Genomic DNA, 18,212 nt, shown 5'->3' with positions numbered 1-18,212 from the left:
CAAACCTCTAATCTATTTGCGTGACAGGAATAGCATCAAGTTGCCATTTCCAGTTTTGTTTTGTTTCGGCTACAGGCAGCATATCAATGCAATCTACAGGGCAGGGCTCTACACATAAATCGCAGCCGGTACATTCTTCTATTAGTACAGTGTGCATTTGGCGTGTAGCACCGACAATGGCATCCACAGGGCATGCCTGAATACACTTAGTACAGCCTATGCACTCGTCTTCGCGAATATAGGCCACTGTTTTTATCGGCTCTGCTTGTTCGCCACCGGCAAGCGGTTTAGGCTCTACGCCCATTAAATCGGCCAGCTTTTTAACCGTTGCTTCACCGCCTGGTGGGCATTTATTAATTTCATCCCCGTTGGCAATTGCCTCAGCGTAGGGGCGACAGCCCGGATAGCCACACTGGCCACACTGGGTTTGCGGTAAAATGGTATCTATTTGCTCAACAATTGGGTCGCCTTCTACACGAAAGCGAATAGCTGCAAAGCCTAAAATAAGTCCAAAAACAAGCGCTAGCGAGCCAAGCGCTATCAAGGCATACATTAAGGTCATATTAAAACTTCACTAATCCGGTAAAACCCATAAACGCCATCGACATTAAGCCGGCGGTGATCATGGCTATTGAGGCGCCTTTAAACGGGGTAGGAACATCTGCAGCAGCAAGGCGTTCGCGCAGCGCTGCAAATAATACAAGTACTAATGAAAAGCCAACGGCTGCGCCAAAACCATACACGGCCGATTGTAAAAAGGTGTGATCTTCTTTTATGTTAAGAAGCGCAACACCTAATACCGCACAGTTAGTGGTGATCAGCGGTAAAAATATACCCAGTAAACGGTATAGAGTCGGGCTAGTTTTACGCACAACCATTTCGGTAAATTGCACCACAACGGCAATCACTAAAATAAAGCTCATGGTGCGTAAAAATTCGATATCTAGCGGCGCTAAAATATATTGATTAACTAAATAGCTTGTAACAGAGGCAAGAGTAAGCACAAACGTGGTTGCTAAAGACATACCAATAGCGGTATCAAGCTTGCCTGATACACCCATAAATGGACATAAGCCTAAAAATTGTACTAATACAAAGTTATTAACTAGAACTGTTCCAATCAATAACAAGACATATTCTGTCATGTGTGCCTCGCGCTATTAAAATCCTGTGTATTATCCTTTTTTCTGCCCCGATAAACAACATATGCGAGTCGTTATCAGTTAAATAAACACAGTAAAATAATTAAGCGATCACAAAGCTGTAAAATTTATGTGATTTTAAAGTAAGCGAAAAATTAAACAGTTAAATGCAAAAAAGAGCACATGTGCTCTTTTTTACTTTCATTAAGGGGAGGTGCTAAATATCTTTAGGTTTTTCTATGTAATAACCTTGTACGCCGTCTAGGCAAAGCGTTTCTACTATGTGTTTTTCTTCTTGGCTTTCAACGCCCTCTGCAAACACACTCACACCAATGCGGTGGGCTAAATCAACCATTAGGCGCATAAAGTATTGATTGTTTTTATCATCCTCGAGGCCGCGGGTGTAACTGGCATCCATTTTAATAAAGTCTGGTTTTAAATCACGGAAAAACTTAAACGACGTTAGTCCTACACCAAAACGTTCAACCGTTACGCGGGAACCTACGCGATGCACCATATCAATAAAACGTTTACTTGCTTTAATATTTTGCTGTAGGCCAAACTCACTTACTTCAAATACTAATTTAGAGGCTATATGTGTATCTTTTAATAAGCGGCGTTCTAACCAAATAACAAATTGATCGTTATGTGCACTTGAGGCGGTTACATTCAGGCCAAAAAACTTTTCAGAGAGGTTACGGCTTTTAATTTTTTCAAGTGACGAGTCAATAATTAAGCGGTCAATTTCTATGGCCATATCGAGTTTTTCAGCCATGGCTAAAAACGAGGCCGTAGGGAGCACTTGGTTATCTTCGGTTTTAAAGCGCACTTGTATCTCTGCATACGCCTTAATGCTTTTACCCAGCGGCATAATATTTTGCATTACTAAGTGAACACGTTTTGATTCAATCACTTCGTTAATCACTTTACGCCAGTTTTGGTTACCAAACCCAGCACTTACATTATTAACTAAATCGGTTTCACGCTGCACATGCCATGCATTTACTTGCTTAGATTGCGCCATGCTCATTGCGTTATCGACAACCGATAATAACTCACCCAGCGGTTTGCCTTTTTCGTAGCCCACAATACCTGTGTTAGCCACAGAGCTTAGCTCTTGATTTTGTTGGTATTGAGTAAAGCGCGATTGCAGGTTTTCACCAAAACGCTCTGCTTCTTTAAGTGGGGTATTGGGTAGTACAATGGCAAAGTCTGAGCTATTTAGCCTAAATACTTGGCTGCCAGTGTAAGTGCCGCTTATATGCTTAATTATATCCGCCACACCTTTAACGTAGTCATCACCTTTTTGGTAGCCACGGCTTTGGTTTATAGTTTGCAGCTCACTACAGCGTACAAGCGCTAACGAACCAAACGTACTGCGCTCACTGTTTTCGATGTGTTTTTCGTAATATTCAACAAACATATTACGGTTACCTAATTCGGTAATTACATCTTTATAGGCTTCTTGTTTGATACTTAGGGCAGCGTTTTGAATATCATCATTTTTATTTTTTAAAAAATGAGAAAGGCGATTAAAGCTCGGGACTAAATCTTTTCCAAGCTTTTTCATTTTACTGGCATCAAGTGCGGTGTCTAAGTCGTCGCCAATTTGATTTTGGTTAATATAAATGTCTATTACATCGGCAACGGTCATGCTGATATTTTTATTTAAGCTATGAAAAATAGACTTCATTAATATGATAGGAATAATCACTAAAAAAGCAGAAATAAATATAACTATAAATAAAGAGGTTTGTAGCTGCTGCGCTAAACGTTTAATGTTGAGGGTAAATTCTACTTTTATATCTGCAGCGTCGTTAACGGCAAACTGTGGGCGAACCGAATTAAAGCTAGATTGAATAAATTCAGCAAACATGGGCAGCTGGGTAGGGGAGTTAACTGAAAATACCTCAGCCCCTTGGTAATCTCTTAGTATAAAGCTTGAAAACGTTTTACCATCGCCAATCGCTTTTTTTATACTTTCAGGCGAAAGCTCATCACTTGTTAAGCTGTTAATGTAACGTGTTACGCTGGTTTGCGCTGAAGTTTGTGCTTCACTTACCGCATTATTAAAGCTTACAGATATGAAGTAGCTTCCAGCCGCAACACATACAAGCCAAGACAGGATTTGTATAAAAATAAGTTTTTTAAAGCCAGCCATGTTATCAATCTTTTAATAGTTCTAAAGGAAAGGAATCAGGTCCTTGATCATTCAACTAATAGCAACACATTAGAATAGATATATGTTTTAGTTATAAAGCAGAAGAGTAGTGGAAAATTACTGAAATGTCTATGAAATTCTTATGATTGGCTCCCCCTCCCCGACTCGAACGGGGGACCTGCGGATTAACAGTCCGTCGCTCTAACCAACTGAGCTAAGGGGGAACAAATAGAGATGTAATTTTATGATTTGGCTCCCCCTCCCCGACTCGAACGGGGGACCTGCGGATTAACAGTCCGTCGCTCTAACCAACTGAGCTAAGGGGGAACTACATCATAAACATAAACTTGGCTCCCCCTCCCCGACTCGAACGGGGGACCTGCGGATTAACAGTCCGTCGCTCTAACCAACTGAGCTAAGGGGGAATCGTTTATGATTGAAAAACTTGGCTCCCCCTCCCCGACTCGAACGGGGGACCTGCGGATTAACAGTCCGTCGCTCTAACCAACTGAGCTAAGGGGGAAGCGTCATGCCTTTCAACGGGGCGAAATATTAATGATGGAGCCGCAAAGTGTCAACATATAAAAGTCATAAATTTAAAAAAGAAGTTTATTCGTTGTTTTTATGTTCGATCTGCGCATTTTATAACTCTATTTATGCAAAACACGGCGGTAAATCTCTATTTAGACTCACACCAATGTGAAAAAAACAGCGCCGATAAAATAGCCATTGTTTAATTTATGTGTAAAAAATGCCGCTGAGACAAAATTTATCGCGGCAAATCAGTAAATTTGTATTTAACCTGGTTGTCATAAAACCGAGTATAAATTTAGCTAGCAGATCTTTTTAAAAAATCCAGCAGGGTAGTTTTTTCGTATTACGGTATTTAAGAGGGGTTAAACTAATAAAGCCGTGGCTGAAAACTTTATTTTAAAAAGCTGTACAAAAACAAAACAATCAATAAGTTGCTAAATATTTCCGTTAACTAATTAAGTCACTTATAGCTGTATTAGGCACAAAGATTTGGCTTAGCTTAATTTTTTGTTTGCAAGCATTGATAAGTTTTTAACTTTAACTTTGAGTAAAGGTTGGACCTGAGCTGAATTTTAGCCAGCGCGCAAGCCTTTATAAATGCGGGCTGAGCTGAGTTATCCACGGTTTCTGTGGATAACTCTGTTTATGAAACTTTAAGAACACTGTCCCGACCAGAGTTTTAGGGCGCTACAACGATTTCAAGCTTTTAAAACGATTTTTTTATTACTATAAAAAACATAGGGTTATAAATGCATGCTGAATTACCATGCAACGATGAGTAAATTAATTCGTTACGATAAAGATTAATACCGCGCTGTGTAAAAATTCAGCGAATTTGCAGGGGTTAAATGTTAAAAAAGTAATAAAAATGTTCACTTATTGTTTTTTGGCGCTCTAAGGGCGTATTTGTGCACAAATGCTTAAAAATTCAACTTTAGCTATTTTTTTAATTGTTGCTTTATTATTAGTATGAAATCCATTGATAAATCCGTGGCTTGAATTGCTATGATGCTTTAAAATGGCTCGCTCAGTAAAAGAGGCTTATTTATTCCATGCGCGAAACTTCACATTCTCAATCACGCCCAGATTTACTTAACGATCCCATCTTGCCTACATTGAAAAAAATGACCATCCCGATGATATTTGGCATGGTCACGCTAATGATGTTCAATATAGTCGATACATTTTTTATCAGTATGTTGGGCACAGAGCCCCTTGCGGCGGTAAGCTTTACGTTTCCGGTAACCTTTACGGTAATAAGCCTAGCCATAGGTTTAGGTATTGGTACATCAGCGGTGATAGCGAAAGCCTTAGGCAGTAATAAAATAGAAGAGGCGCGTTTTGATGCCAGTGTGTCGCTTATTGTGGCGCTACTATTAGTTATTTTACTTTCGTTTATTGGATATTTACTAATCGACCCAATATTCACTTTATTAGGGGCCGGACAATTAGTGCTGCCACTTATTCATGAGTATATGAATATTTGGTTTATTGGTAGCGTATTTTTAATTACCCCCATGATAGGTAATTCGGTATTACGAGCCAGTGGCGATACTAAAACACCCAGCATAGTAATGGGTGGGGCAGGGCTTATTAATGCCATACTCGATCCTATTTTAATATTTGGCTGGGGCCCAGTACCGGCATTAGGCATTCAAGGTGCCGCTATTGCCAGTGTTATTGCCTGGGGCGTAGCGGTTATTATTATTTTATATGTGCTGGGCGTTAAAAAGCGGCTATTAAGCTTAAAAGCCGGTAATCAAACTGCGGCAAGTGCAATTAAAAAAGTACTTAAAATAGGTTTACCCGCAGCGGGGGCTAACATGCTTACCCCAGTAGCAATGGCTGTGATGACCGCACTCGTTGCCAATCATGGACCCGAAGCGGTTGCCGCTTTTGGTGTGGGCAGCCGTATTGAATCAATTGCCAGTATTTTAGTGCTGGCCTTGTCGATGACATTGCCTCCTTTTGTTAGCCAAAACTTTGGGGCGGGTAAATTAGGCCGCGTAAAAGAGGCGTACATTGGTACGCTTAAATTTGTGATGATATGGCAATTTGCTATTTATATTTTACTCATTGCGCTGTCAGGGGTAATAAGCCAATTATTTGGTAAAGAACAAGCTGTAATCGATGTTATAAAGCTCTTTATATACACCATACCGCTAAGTTATGGTTTTCAAGGGGTGATCATTTTATCAAATTCATCGTTTAATGCTTTACACAAACCGATGAATGCATTGTTTTTAAGTATTATTCGTTTGTTTGTGTTTTATCTGCCTTTTGCTTATGTAGGCAGTATGCTAGGTGGCTTGATTGGTTTATTTATAGGCGCTGCAATCGGTAATGTATTCACAGGGTTAGTCGCGTACAAATGGTTTGTAAAAGAGCTAGATGCAATATGCAGTAACACGGTAACGGAGTAAATGAATGAGTGATCACTTTGAGCTAAAGTCACAATTTAAACCCGCGGGCGACCAACCCACAGCGATTAAACAGCTTGAAGAAGGCTTAGAAGCCGGGCTTGCGCATCAAACCTTACTCGGTGCCACAGGTACAGGTAAAACGTTTACCATGGCCAATATTATTAGCGATTTAAATCGCCCAACAATAATAATGGCGCATAATAAAACACTTGCCGCGCAGTTATATGGAGAAATGAAAGAGTTTTTTCCTAATAATGCAGTTGAGTATTTTGTATCTTACTACGATTACTACCAGCCAGAAGCCTACGTGGTTGCCAGCGATACGTTTATAGAAAAAGATGCCTCTATTAATGAGCACATAGAGCAAATGCGTTTAAGTGCTACTAAGGCATTGCTTGAGCGCCGCGATACCATAATAGTGGCTTCTGTGTCGGCTATTTATGGTTTGGGCGACCCCGACTCATACATGAAAATGATGCTGCTTTTAAAAGTAGGCGAACAGGTCGACCAACGCGATATGCTGCGCCGCTTAGCGGAGCTGCAATATACCCGTAACGACATTGACTTTAGCCGTGGTACTTACCGTGTACGTGGCGAAGTTGTTGATATATTTCCTGCCGAGTCAGACACCTATGCAGTACGCGTAGAAATGTTTGATGACGAAATAGAGCGCCTTAGTATTTTTGATCCCCTTACTGGTGCGGTAGAAAAACACATAGTTCGTGCCACTATTTACCCTAAAACGCACTATGTAACGCCACGCGAAAAAATTCTTGATGCCATAGAAAAAATAAAAGCCGAGCTTAAAGAACGCAGAGCGCAATTATTAAGTGCCAATAAATTAGTAGAAGAGCAGCGCATAGCGCAGCGTACTCAATACGACATAGAAATGATGACCGAGCTTGGTTATTGCTCGGGCATAGAAAACTACAGCCGTTATTTGTCGGGGCGTACACCGGGCGATCCACCACCCACATTACTCGATTATCTTCCTGATGATGCATTGATGATCATCGATGAATCGCACGTAACCGTATCGCAAATTGGTGCCATGTATAAAGGCGATAGAAGCCGTAAAGAAAACCTAGTTGAATATGGCTTTAGAATGCCATCGGCGATGGATAACCGCCCATTGCGCTTTGAAGAATTTGAAGCCATAGCACCGCAAACGATTTATGTATCGGCAACGCCGGGTGATTTTGAGTTAGAGCGCAGCGCAGGCGAAGTAGCAGAGCAAGTTATACGCCCAACTGGCCTGTTAGACCCAGAAATAGAAATACGCCCAGTAGGCACTCAAGTAGATGATTTACTCTCAGAAATTTATAAATGTGTAGAAAAAGGTGAGCGAGTACTGGTTACTACGCTTACCAAGCGCATGTCTGAGGATTTAACCGATTACTTAAGCGAGCACAATGTAAAAGTACGTTACCTGCACTCAGACATAGACACAGTAGAACGCGTTGAAATAATTCGTGATTTACGCGCCGGTGTGTTTGATGTGTTAGTGGGTATTAACTTATTGCGAGAAGGCTTAGATATGCCAGAAGTGGCGCTAGTTGCCATTTTAGATGCCGATAAAGAAGGCTTTTTACGATCAGCACGTTCGCTTATTCAAACCATTGGCCGAGCTGCTCGCCACCTCGATGGGCGCGCCATTTTATATGCCGATAAAGTAACTAAATCGATGGAAAAAGCGATTAGCGAAACCCAGCGCCGCCGCGAAATACAACACGCCTTTAATATAGATCACGGCATTGAGCCGCAAGCCTTGGTTAAAAAGATCACCGATATTATGGATGTGGGCGAAGAAGCAGCACCACAAGATAACCTTAAGCTGGTACGTAAAGAGTCTAAAAAAATACTCAGTGCGAAAGAAATTGCCACACAAATTAAACAGCTTGAAAGCAAAATGCATGCTTATGCTAGCGATCTTGAATTTGAAAAAGCCGCGTCTGTACGCGACGAAATACACGAACTACAACAACAGTTGATTAACTAAATGACACCCGATTTTTCGCCCCTAATAAGCGCGCTTGAAGATGCGCCATTACTACAAAACGAACTATGCCGCGTATTTCATGGCCGCGGCCATAGCGTGGCATCGCTAAGCCATATTAATTTAGACTTTTATCCGCCAAGCTTGTTTTTAATTTCGTACGATGAAATTGACGAAGCCACGTTAAATACACTGACCAGTACCCTTTGGGCGTGGGCGCAGCAGCATCACCCTGAATTAATATCTGCATTGGTGTATCAACAGCGCGCGGGTGTACAAAGCAGTAATCGTTTAGTGCATGGTAATCTTCCCTCGCCACATGTGGTAAAAGAAAACGGCATTGGTTTTTTAGTGGATTTAACAAGCCGCCAAAACACCGGAATATTCCCCGATATGCGAAGTGGGCGTGAGTTTGTCTCTGCCAATAGTAAACATGCAAAAGTACTTAATTTGTTTTCATACACGTGTGGTTTTTCGCTTGCGGCAATGCAAGGCGGGGCTGATCACGTTATGAACATGGATATGAGCAAAGGCGTACTTAAAGTAGGTAAGCAAAACCACCAACTTAATGGTTTTGAGCGCGGAGTGAGTTTTTTACCGCACGATATTTTAAAGTCGTTTGGTAAATTAAAAAAAGCAGCGCCGTTTGATTTAATTATTGTAGACCCGCCAAGCTTTCAAAAGGGCAGCTTTATTCTAACTAAAGATTATCAAAAGGTGCTGCGCAGATTGCCCGAACTACTGTGCGATACCACACAGCTTTTATTATGCGCTAATAGCCCAGAGCTTAGCGAAGATGCGTTTAAAGCTTTAATAAACGAGCACACCCAAGGAGCAATAGAATTTGTTGAGCGCCTTGCACCAACGGCCCGTTTTGTAGAAGTAGACAGCAATAAAAGCTTAAAAGCGTTAGTGTATAAAACGGCGCATACCGCAACTTATACCAATTCGCAATAATACTTAATCATTTTAAGGGGCTAAACGTGTCGCTATGTGTTAAAAAACTCTCATTTAGAACAACTAAATAGCGACTTTTTTGCCTAGCTATCAACACGTTTTTCCAGCCTCAAAATAGATCACTTAATTAAGCTAATTGGTATTAAATGAAACTGAGTAAGCGTTTAAACGCAATTAATGCGTTAATTACTGACCCCGTTGATGTTATTTGGGATTGCTGCTGCGATCATGGTTACTTAGGCATTGCACTATTAAAGCGCCGCGCTGCAAAACAGGTTAATTTTGTAGATGTGGTAGATAAAATAATGACCGAGCTGAGCGAGCACCTTACAAATATTAGCCAAACACTGCCAAGTAATGCGCAATATAAAGTACATTGCCAAGATGTAAGAGAAATAAAGCTCGTTCCAAATGCGTTAAATACTGTAGTTATTGCAGGTGTTGGCGGCGAGCTGTTACTAAAACTTGTTACTGGCATTATTAAAAACAATTGCGCTGCATCTGTAGCAAGCACCCGCTTTATAGTTTGCTCTATACACCATACTTATCATTTGCGCAGTGGTTTAGCCAAATTAGGCTTAGGCCTTGAAAGCGAGCAATTAATCACTGAAAATAACCGCTATTATGAGCTTATAGAGGTAAGTCAACGTAGCACGGCGTTGCTCACATCTACCGGTAACAGCATGTGGGATTTAAATAATGCATCGCACAAGCAATACCTTAAACAGTTACTCACTCATTATAATAAAATGCTTAATAAAGATGAGCTTTATTATCAAAAAGTTATAACAGATTATAAAAAACTCAGCGACGCTTAAAAATGGCTTAATTAGCGCTGATAGTGTGATCTAATGCAAGGCGCAAAAACGTAACATCAACATAGATTATATCGCCTTGCGCGAGTTTATTTGGTTTATGTATGTCAGATAAAAAAAGTCGCATTGAGCCGCTGCTCAGTGCAGAGCAAAAATGGCAAAATAGCTACGAGCAGCCAATTTCGTATGCTCCATTAGTGCAACTTGCTAATAACAGCTGGATAGTTCCACAGCACTTTTTACGCTATAAACACACCTTACAAAGCGTTAATCAAGTGCTTCAAAATATTAATTTTTCAGCGCACTTTAGAGTGCTTGCTGCACAAAAAGATGAGCAACTTTATTTACAAGTTGCCGTACTCAGCCCCGATAATTACAAAACCAGTAGTTACGCGGGTGAGGGCACAGCAAAAAAATTACTGTTTGGCAGACGCTGGATAGTAGAGGAAAACTTACCAACCTCCGAGCTTATTCAAACAGCGTTTTTAGCGCTTAAAATAGCGCGAGAGCACGAGGTAAGAGAGCTGTTTCAACTTACTCACAGCAATAATACAACCAGCACGCCATTTAATAATCATCATGATTTACCGGTTATGGCACAAAATGCAGAGCTTGTTATTGCACACGCGGCGCAGGGCAATGAGGAGCGTCATACTATTGAGCAGTTATTAAAACGGGTGGTATTTGCAGGTGCTAAGGTATCGCTAAGTGCTATGCAGCAAATAAGCTCGCAGCAGTGGTTATACACCTTAAAATTACACTGCAATACTTGCCAGCTTACAGAATTTAATAATAAAACCTTTGCATTTTTAACCAGTGATAGCAGCGCAAATAGCTTTTTACATGGCTTTATTAATGCCCTGGTTGATATTAGTAATGAGTATGTGAGTGAGCAATTTAAATACCAAGGGTTTGCCCGATTTAGTAAACACAATTGCGTAGAAAAAATAGGTGCACTTAGTGTAGCAATGCGCTCGCCAAAAGTATTGGAGCTGTGCTCACTTGGCAAGCAACATGCAAATAAGCTTAATTTTGAAATTGATAGTTCGCGTGCGCCACAAGGTTGCGGCCAAGCTATAGATGGGTTTTTAGCTGCCCACGGTATAGAGCAGCCAGAAAATGCACATTTATATCGTTTTTAAAGGCGGTTAATTTCTTCTTTTGTGGTGTAGCTTGAGTCTGTCACTATGGCCTCAAGCGTTTGCACGCGCTCTTTTAAAGCAACCACTTGGGCACTTACCTCGGCCAGTTGTTTATTTGCATCTTGGTTGCTATCTTGCATTTTGTGTTTAAATTCAAGGTGCTTTTTGTACATATCGTAAATAACCCCAGAGCCAACCGATATAAGCACAATAAGTACTATCATTGTAGTGCCTGACATAACCACTTCCTTTTTATATTTTTAACTGTTGCATAAAGTATAACCATATTTAGCAGCGGTTAAACCTGACAATTGTAACTTTATTTGTCGATTGCAGCGTGGAGTTGTGTTCATCATTGATACACCTGCGTTATTGTTTAATAACTAATGGCATAATTAATAAGTCTATTTGAGATTAAACCGTGTGACTTTAAAGCCAACATTTTTATTGTGTTGCTTTAATCAGCAGTTTTAACGTGCTCTATGCCAGCGTTAACTTTGTATTTAATTGTGTATTAATGCAAACGGGTATAGTGTTTACAGACTTATAGAACTTTATTTTATAATCAATACAGTGAGTTGCTATGTTAAATAATAAAATACCTCCGGTTATTGTCGTGCTCGTTTTTGCAGGCATTATGGCGTTAATAGCGCATTACAGTGTGATTGATTTTACAGCGTTTATTGCCTACTTAGCAGCAAGCTTAGTCATTATAGGGTGCGCATTTTGTATAGCCGCAGTGGTAAGCTTTAAACTTGCACGTACCACAGTTAATCCAAATAAGCCTGAGCAAGCATCAAAGTTGGTAACCAGTGGCGTATATAAAATTTCACGTAACCCTATGTATGTGGGCTTTGCGTTTATTTTAGCAGGCTGGGGTATTTGGCTTAGTTCGTTGTGGGCACTTTTATGTGTTGTTGGGTTTATTGCTTATTTAACGTTTTTTCAAATAATTCCTGAGGAGCGGGCGCTTAGCAAATTATTTGGCCAAGAATTCACAGAGTATAAAAACAAAGTAAAACGCTGGTTGTAATTTACAAGCAAATACAAAAAAGGCTATCGAGATGATAGCCTTTTTGCGTTTAGCGCTAATAAATTAACCGTGTTTTCACTGAAAACCCCGCAACTAGCGGTTATTCGTATTCGATTGGATCAGTGACGTTATTAAGCGAAAATGCCTCTAAACGTTCTTGGCAGGCGCCACATTTACCACAGGCTTTTTCGCGTCCGTTATAACAAGTCCATGTTTGGCTGTAGTCTAAGCCCATTTTTATGCCATCGGTTAAAATATCAATTTTGGTGTTATTTAGGTACGGGCTAAAAATTTCTACAGCGTCGTAATTAGCAATACGACATACATCATCCATTTTTTGCACAAACTCAGGACGGCAATCAGGGTAAATAGCATGATCGCCCGAATGCGCGCCATAATATACTTTGCTCGCTTTTAAAGACACAGCGTAACCAACCGCCAGCGAAAGCAAAATCATATTACGATTAGGCACTATGGTGCTTTTCATGCTTTCTTCTTCGTAATGACCTTCTGGTACATCAATATCATCAGTCAGTGATGAGCCACCAATAAGCTGGTTAATAGCTGATATATCTACAATTTTATGTGGAACATTAAGTTTTTCACACACGTTTGCAGCCACTTCAAGCTCTTTAACATGACGCTGACCATAGTCAAATGAAAGGGCATAAACATCATGGCCTTGTTGTAAGGCTTTATTTAATACGGTAAACGAATCCATACCGCCGGAATAAATAACAACTACTTTTTGCGTCATATCTGGATTGCTCTTTAGTTTTAATAGAGGTTTATATCAGGGCGCGATATACTACACGGCCGCAGCTTAAATAACAATTTTTGGGCAGCGCTTTTTCGTCTTTTATAGTAGCAATTTTGCAGCTAGGCAGTAAGTGAGATCTCTTTTGTACAAAATTAATGAAGTGTTTGAAACCATCCAAGGTGAAGCAAGTTTTACCGGCACACCCTCAATATTTTTGCGTTTGCAAGGCTGCCCAGTGGGCTGCGCATGGTGTGATACTAAACAAACTTGGGAAGTCGATAACGTGTACAAAGTATCGCTTGATGAAACGGTAGAAAAAAAAGCCGATTCAGATCATTGGGCCGATGCCAGCGCCGAGCAAGTACTTGAGCTGTTTAAATCACGTGGCTATACAGCAAAGCATGTTGTAATTACCGGCGGCGAGCCGTGTATGTACGATTTAAACCCAGTGTGTAAGCTATTGCACGATAACGGCTTTACAACACAAATAGAAACCAGCGGCACCTTTGAAATACTTGCCCCTGAGCAAACCTGGGTTACCGTATCGCCTAAAATTAACATGCGCGGCGGCTACGAAGTACTTACCAGCGCTATGAAGCGCGCCAACGAGATAAAGCACCCCGTAGCGATGCAAAAGCACGTAGAAGAGCTAGAAGCGCTATTTGCCAAAACAGGTGTTAATCCTAAGCTTGTTTACTTACAGCCAATCAGCCAAAAAGTGTCAGCCACCAAATTAGCCATCGACACTTGTATTGCCAAAAACTGGCGCTTATCGGTGCAAGTACATAAGTATTTAGGGATTAGCTAAAGCGAAAGAGCAGCTGTAAGTGCTTAGCTGTAAGCGATAAGCTGCTCGGCGTTAAGTTATATTACGTAGATACAAGGTTGGGTTGAGTGAAACGAAACCCAACACCATAACCCCATTACTCACTCTTTATATAAACCACCACACCAGCTTATTTAAACACGTAGGTCGGATAAGCGAAGCGCCATCCGACACAGTAACTTATTTAAGTTTCGGCGAATATAAATGGCTAATTAATTTATGATGTATGAAGTCAAGATTTGACCCCTCAGGTTCTCTATAACCCCATTACTCACTCTTTATGTAAACCACCACAACAGCTTATTTAAACACGTAGGTCGGATAAGCGAAGCGCCATCCGACACCGTAACTTATTTAAGTTTCGGCGAATATCAATAGCTAATTAATTTATGATGTATGAAGTCAAGGTTTGACCCCTCTAGCTCCAGTTCTCTCTAGTTCTGCGCGCTTATAACGTTGGTAGTGAATCACTAGAATTTGGAACAAACATGGAGTACAGGCTATTCATCAATTTGGTAGTAAAAGCGATATGCCCCTGTTTAGCCGCAATAACTGTACGGCTATTTTAGGATTATCAAGCGATGACGAGAAAGAAGTGGTTGAGATATTGAGTGACTTTTTAGTTTAATCTATAAGAAGTTATGTAGAATAGATGTAAACTTACAATAAAAATAATCAGGAATGGACTCATGCTAGTAAAAGAAATTTTTGAAATAGTAAATTCAATTAATAATGACTTTACCGAAATTAAAAAATATATAAATAAAACAAACTCATATTCTAAAATTAGCAGCGTAGTTAAGCAACTGACTATTATTGATAATGATCTTCAGAATATTACCGGTGAACTTTCCGAGTTAGCAAATGTTGCGGACGATAATTTCTTAAGTAAATTTGAAGTGGGTTCATATCGCATACAGGGCTATATAAGTAAACCCGAGTTACTATTAGCTACTATTTCAAATCACCTACACAGTTTAGATGTTAACTTTGATAATTTTTTACAGACAGCTCAGGAGCTCTCAGAAGTTAATGATCACGTATCATTATTGATACAAACTGTATCTAAAAAAGTAAATCAGCTCATACAAGCTTTTAATGCTACTAAAGTTGGAACACTAGAGCTAGAGGACGCTAGGTCGTTTGACTACTCTAAAGTTCAAAAGAAAATTATCGATGAGTCCTTAAAGGTTATAGGTAAAGAATTAGATTCTCAATTAAGTGATCATAAACAGCAAACAGACAAAATGGTTCAAAAACTCCAAAGTAAAACAAATGAGATTGAAATTGCAACAGACAATAATCTCGAGGTATTACGGACTAAGGCTAATGTAATTGAAGAACTATTCGAAACCACTTTAGCTGAGCTGGAAGAGAAAAAAGAGCAAATGGATGAAGTTCTAGGGCAGACTGCTAATAGGGTAATGGCACAAGATTATGACTATAGTGCAGCAGACGAGAAAAAAGCGGCTAATTGGTTAAGAGTTGGGTCAATATCTTGTATGGCGATTATTATATATATCGTCTGCTATTCATTTTATGATTCAACTCATTCAGGTTTTAGCTGGGAAAGTTCTATTTTTCGAACTGTATTAGTTTTTATTCTATCAATCCCAGCTGCTTATTTGTCTAGAGAATCAACAAAGCACCGCGAGCAACAATATAATTACCACCATACAGCATTAGATTTAAAAGCAATTACACCTTATATTGCTTCACTCCCAGAAGCAGATCAAAATAGAATTAAAATTTCAATTGCTGAACGGATCTTTGCTTCTAGGCAAACAAATGTAGCTCAACAAGACAGTTTCCCTTTAAATACACAAGAACTGATGATGGAGCTTATTAAAAAAGTAAATATTAGTAGTAAGAAGGAAGAACAATCAAAATCAAAGGATGCGAACTAAAATGTTAAGGAAAATAGGTAAATATTTAGATGATGTAGTCTCTCCATACTGGGAGGTTCTTATGTATTTTTTGCTAGGACTTTTCATGTTGACGGGGCTAATTGTTACTTTTTTTTGTGATGAATCGTTAGCTGGTAAGTTTTCTAGTTTCGGAAGTTTTGCTAGCTTTTTAATAGCAACTGCTGCTTTCATGTATGCAAGGAGGGAGTACTTAAGGCAGAGAGGCTTGAATGAACGAATTGGAATGCAAGTAGTGACGTTACCGAAGTTAAGGAATTACTTAGCAAGTAACGTTGTTATGATTGCTTCAAACTACCACTCAGTCACAACAGGGTTTAAGAACAAAGATGGAGAGCAGGCGGGAGGTTTTAATGAATTGGATGATGAAGATAAGGATGATATAAGATTTGAAAATAATAGATTAGAAAAAGAATTGCATGAAATCTGGCAGGAGTTTATGGCTCAAAGAGAAAAAGCCTTTTTCCATGAAGCTAAATTCAGATATAGTTTCACAGATAAATATAAAGAACTAGAAAAATTGATATTAAGCCTCCAAGACGTCCTATTTCTAATTTCCATTAAACTCGAAAAATTACAATTTCGTAGCAATCAATCTAAACTGCTAGCAGAACGCATAACTGAAAATACGTATTATAAGCTGTTTATCGAAGGTAAGTTCGACACTTGGGATCAGCTAGATAAAGTAGATTATTATGAATTACAGAAAAAGCTACGCCTGATTGTTGATGAGGTTATAGGGTCTCTTAAGTTTTAGTTACCCTTTTGCTGCTAAACTTGTGAAAAGCCTTAACAGCTCTTTTTAAAGAGCCTTTAAACAGGGTTGTATTAGTAATGACGACCCCTGTTTTAACCGGGTAGACTAAATTATCTTATTAGTCCGTTAGATTCCCGAAACACCGCATGGCCAACCAATTTAATTCTAAACCCATACTGAGCACAGATTTTTCAAACTGTGCTTTGTCATGCCAAAACCATCAAACACATTTATCTTCCTTGAACTAAAGGGTCTGAACTAAAGGGTCAAATCTTGACTTCATACATCAAAACTATTGACTGCCTATTCATACCTTGAGCATACTTTACTTAAACAAAGTATATAGCAGTTAACACAAAAAAAGCGTTGCCCTAGAGCAACGCTTTTGTATATTTTTTACAGCTTACAGCTTACAGCTTACAGCTTACAGCTTACAGCTTACAGCTTACAGCTTACAGCTTACAGCTTACAGCTTACAGCTTACAGCTAACTTATTCCGCCGCTAAGTAATCTAAAACCACTTGGTGGTGATCTTTGGTTTTAAACTTATCAAATAAGTGTTTAATTTTACCGTCTTGGCCTACTAAAAAGGTTAAGCGGTGAATACCGTCATACTCTTTACCCATAAACTTTTTGTAGCCCCATACGCCAAATGCTTCAGCAATGGCGTGATCTTCATCGGCGAGTAAATCAAAGTTAAGCTCTTTTTTAGTTTCAAAGTTTTTAAGGCGCTTAATAGGATCTGGGCTAATACCTACAACACGGGTGTTAAATTGAGCAAGCTGCGCTTGTTGGTCACGTAAGTTTTCGGCTTGAACCGTACAACCCGGTGTAGAGGCTTTAGGGTAAAAGTACACCAGTACTTGTTGCTCTTTTAACAGCTCACTTAGGGTGACTGTTTCGTCGTTTTGATTTTGTAAGCTAAATTCTGGTGCTGTATTACCGGCTTGTAATGGACTAATTTTGTTCATGCTGTGCTCCTTAGCGAATACGTTTAAAAATATAATCTACGTTAAGACTGTGCGAAAGGTTTTCAAAGGTCACTTTAAATTGGTCTATATCAACCTCTACTGGGATATTAAACTCAATTTCGCAGCGCATTTTAGTGTCGGTTTCTTCATCGTAAGTGTCTGACTTTAATGAGCAGATACTAATGTGGTGATCGGCAAAAAAACGCGTTACTTTACTCAGTGTACCTGGGGTGTCTATCCCTGTGTATTCAAGGGTATAGCCTGCGCAAAATTCACTTTCGGTGTGGCGAGTGGTGCTGCGCTTCATCATGGTGAGTAGGCCTAGCTCCATGCCTTTAGTAGGCAAGGTGTGCTCTATGCGGCTAATGGCCGACATATCGCCACTTAGCAGCATGGTAAAGGTAAATTCGCTGCCTAAAATAGCTATTCGGCTATCTATAATGTTGCAATGACAATCACTTACAAGCTGTGTAAGTTCGCTTACAATTCCCGGTCTATCTTCGCCAATAGCGGTTAAAACAATTTGATGATTTGAAAATGCAGTCATGAAGTTTAATACCTACGTTTTTTGAAATATAACAACCGAGTTGGTATAGCCCGCTGCGCATACACTACGTTGCACGGCGGCGAAGTTTAACACAAAAAGCACCCTAAACTACATAGGCGCTTAATTAAAGGCGCTTTAAAGCGTTGTGTTCCTTGTTTTTACTGGCACAGGAAAGTACCATAGCTAAAATTTGTCTTTTTGTTGTGATTGATTTTATAACACT

16 protein-coding genes and 4 tRNA genes are annotated in these 18,212 nt (G+C 39.7%); 9 read left to right on the top strand and 11 right to left on the bottom strand.

The annotated features are described in order from the left end of the window. Positions 1 to 7 precede the first annotated feature (7 nt). From rsxB to PSI06_RS11355, 7 genes are all read right to left on the bottom strand, one after another. The gene (rsxB, locus tag PSI06_RS11385) at positions 8 to 562 is read right to left on the bottom strand and encodes an electron transport complex subunit RsxB (RefSeq protein WP_004589479.1); all 555 of its coding nucleotides are present in this window, start codon (positions 560 to 562) and stop codon (positions 8 to 10) included. A 1-nt stretch (position 563) separates the two neighbouring features. Then, positions 564 to 1,145: an electron transport complex subunit RsxA gene (rsxA, locus tag PSI06_RS11380; RefSeq protein ID WP_004589478.1), complete on the bottom strand. Its 582-nt coding sequence runs from the start codon at positions 1,143 to 1,145 to the stop codon at positions 564 to 566. A gap of 214 nt (positions 1,146 to 1,359) precedes the next feature. Then, a complete protein-coding gene (locus PSI06_RS11375; RefSeq protein ID WP_273603771.1) occupies positions 1,360 to 3,303 on the bottom strand; it encodes an EAL domain-containing protein in 1,944 nt (647 codons plus the stop codon). A gap of 147 nt (positions 3,304 to 3,450) precedes the next feature. After that, positions 3,451 to 3,527 (bottom strand) — tRNA-Asn (locus PSI06_RS11370). Between the two features lie 26 nt (positions 3,528 to 3,553). Continuing rightward, positions 3,554 to 3,630: transfer RNA gene (locus tag PSI06_RS11365), tRNA-Asn, on the bottom strand. Between the two features lie 21 nt (positions 3,631 to 3,651). Continuing rightward, positions 3,652 to 3,728, bottom strand: a tRNA-Asn gene (locus PSI06_RS11360). A gap of 21 nt (positions 3,729 to 3,749) precedes the next feature. Beyond that, positions 3,750 to 3,826, bottom strand: a tRNA-Asn gene (locus tag PSI06_RS11355). A 1,063-nt stretch (positions 3,827 to 4,889) separates the two neighbouring features. Here PSI06_RS11355 and PSI06_RS11350 point away from each other — a divergent pair. The 5 genes from PSI06_RS11350 to PSI06_RS11330 all read left to right on the top strand — a co-directional run bounded on the left by PSI06_RS11350 (position 4,890) and on the right by PSI06_RS11330 (position 11,170). Further along, the gene (locus PSI06_RS11350; protein ID WP_096739369.1) at positions 4,890 to 6,260 is read left to right on the top strand and encodes an MATE family efflux transporter; all 1,371 of its coding nucleotides are present in this window, start codon (positions 4,890 to 4,892) and stop codon (positions 6,258 to 6,260) included. 4 nt (positions 6,261 to 6,264) lie between these two features. Then, positions 6,265 to 8,259: an excinuclease ABC subunit UvrB gene (uvrB, locus tag PSI06_RS11345; RefSeq protein WP_273603772.1), complete on the top strand. Its 1,995-nt coding sequence runs from the start codon at positions 6,265 to 6,267 to the stop codon at positions 8,257 to 8,259. Beyond that, positions 8,260 to 9,213 carry a class I SAM-dependent methyltransferase gene (locus tag PSI06_RS11340; protein WP_064386656.1) on the top strand — a complete coding sequence of 318 codons (954 nt, stop codon included), beginning with the start codon at positions 8,260 to 8,262 and terminating at the stop codon, positions 9,211 to 9,213. A 146-nt stretch (positions 9,214 to 9,359) separates the two neighbouring features. Further along, positions 9,360 to 10,031 carry a tRNA (adenine(22)-N(1))-methyltransferase TrmK gene (locus PSI06_RS11335; RefSeq protein ID WP_273603773.1) on the top strand — a complete coding sequence of 224 codons (672 nt, stop codon included), beginning with the start codon at positions 9,360 to 9,362 and terminating at the stop codon, positions 10,029 to 10,031. 101 nt (positions 10,032 to 10,132) lie between these two features. Beyond that, entirely contained in the window at positions 10,133 to 11,170 is a 1,038-nt protein-coding gene (locus tag PSI06_RS11330; protein WP_273603774.1) for a hypothetical protein, read from the top strand. Here PSI06_RS11330 and PSI06_RS11325 read toward each other — a convergent pair. After that, the gene (locus tag PSI06_RS11325) at positions 11,167 to 11,409 is read right to left on the bottom strand and encodes a hypothetical protein (RefSeq protein ID WP_024034198.1); all 243 of its coding nucleotides are present in this window, start codon (positions 11,407 to 11,409) and stop codon (positions 11,167 to 11,169) included. The genes PSI06_RS11330 and PSI06_RS11325 overlap by 4 nt on opposite strands. A gap of 344 nt (positions 11,410 to 11,753) precedes the next feature. Here PSI06_RS11325 and PSI06_RS11320 point away from each other — a divergent pair, with 344 nt between their 5' ends. Then, entirely contained in the window at positions 11,754 to 12,203 is a 450-nt protein-coding gene (locus PSI06_RS11320) for a methyltransferase family protein (protein WP_064386658.1), read from the top strand. Positions 12,204 to 12,303: 100 nt separating this feature from the next. Here PSI06_RS11320 and queC read toward each other — a convergent pair whose 3' ends face one another. Continuing rightward, positions 12,304 to 12,960, bottom strand: coding sequence for a 7-cyano-7-deazaguanine synthase QueC (gene queC, locus PSI06_RS11315; RefSeq protein ID WP_004589469.1), 657 nt, complete (start codon positions 12,958 to 12,960; stop codon positions 12,304 to 12,306). A gap of 145 nt (positions 12,961 to 13,105) precedes the next feature. Here queC and queE point away from each other — a divergent pair, with 145 nt between their 5' ends. The 3 genes from queE (at position 13,106) to PSI06_RS11300 (ending at position 16,471) form a co-directional block, all read left to right on the top strand. Further along, positions 13,106 to 13,771 (top strand): 7-carboxy-7-deazaguanine synthase QueE, encoded by a 666-nt coding sequence (queE, locus tag PSI06_RS11310; RefSeq protein ID WP_004589468.1) that lies wholly within the window; start codon positions 13,106 to 13,108, stop codon positions 13,769 to 13,771. A 707-nt stretch (positions 13,772 to 14,478) separates the two neighbouring features. Next, on the top strand, positions 14,479 to 15,696 hold the full coding sequence (locus PSI06_RS11305; RefSeq protein WP_273603775.1) for a hypothetical protein: 1,218 nt from the start codon (positions 14,479 to 14,481) through the stop codon (positions 15,694 to 15,696). A 1-nt stretch (position 15,697) separates the two neighbouring features. Further along, positions 15,698 to 16,471 (top strand): hypothetical protein, encoded by a 774-nt coding sequence (locus tag PSI06_RS11300; protein ID WP_273603776.1) that lies wholly within the window; start codon positions 15,698 to 15,700, stop codon positions 16,469 to 16,471. A gap of 491 nt (positions 16,472 to 16,962) precedes the next feature. Here the strand turns inward: PSI06_RS11300 and bcp are convergent, their stop codons facing one another. Then, a complete protein-coding gene (gene bcp, locus PSI06_RS11295) occupies positions 16,963 to 17,442 on the bottom strand; it encodes a thioredoxin-dependent thiol peroxidase (protein ID WP_273603777.1) in 480 nt (159 codons plus the stop codon). A gap of 10 nt (positions 17,443 to 17,452) precedes the next feature. Beyond that, positions 17,453 to 17,989 carry a glycine cleavage system protein R gene (locus tag PSI06_RS11290; RefSeq protein ID WP_029774547.1) on the bottom strand — a complete coding sequence of 179 codons (537 nt, stop codon included), beginning with the start codon at positions 17,987 to 17,989 and terminating at the stop codon, positions 17,453 to 17,455. Between the last annotated feature and the right edge of the window lie 223 nt (positions 17,990 to 18,212).

It is taken from the genome of Pseudoalteromonas sp. GABNS16E (assembly GCF_028598715.1).
Taxonomy (GTDB): domain Bacteria; phylum Pseudomonadota; class Gammaproteobacteria; order Enterobacterales; family Alteromonadaceae; genus Pseudoalteromonas; species Pseudoalteromonas atlantica.
Note: the sequence above shows the minus strand (reverse complement) of the source record. Positions and strands in the feature narration are given on the sequence as shown.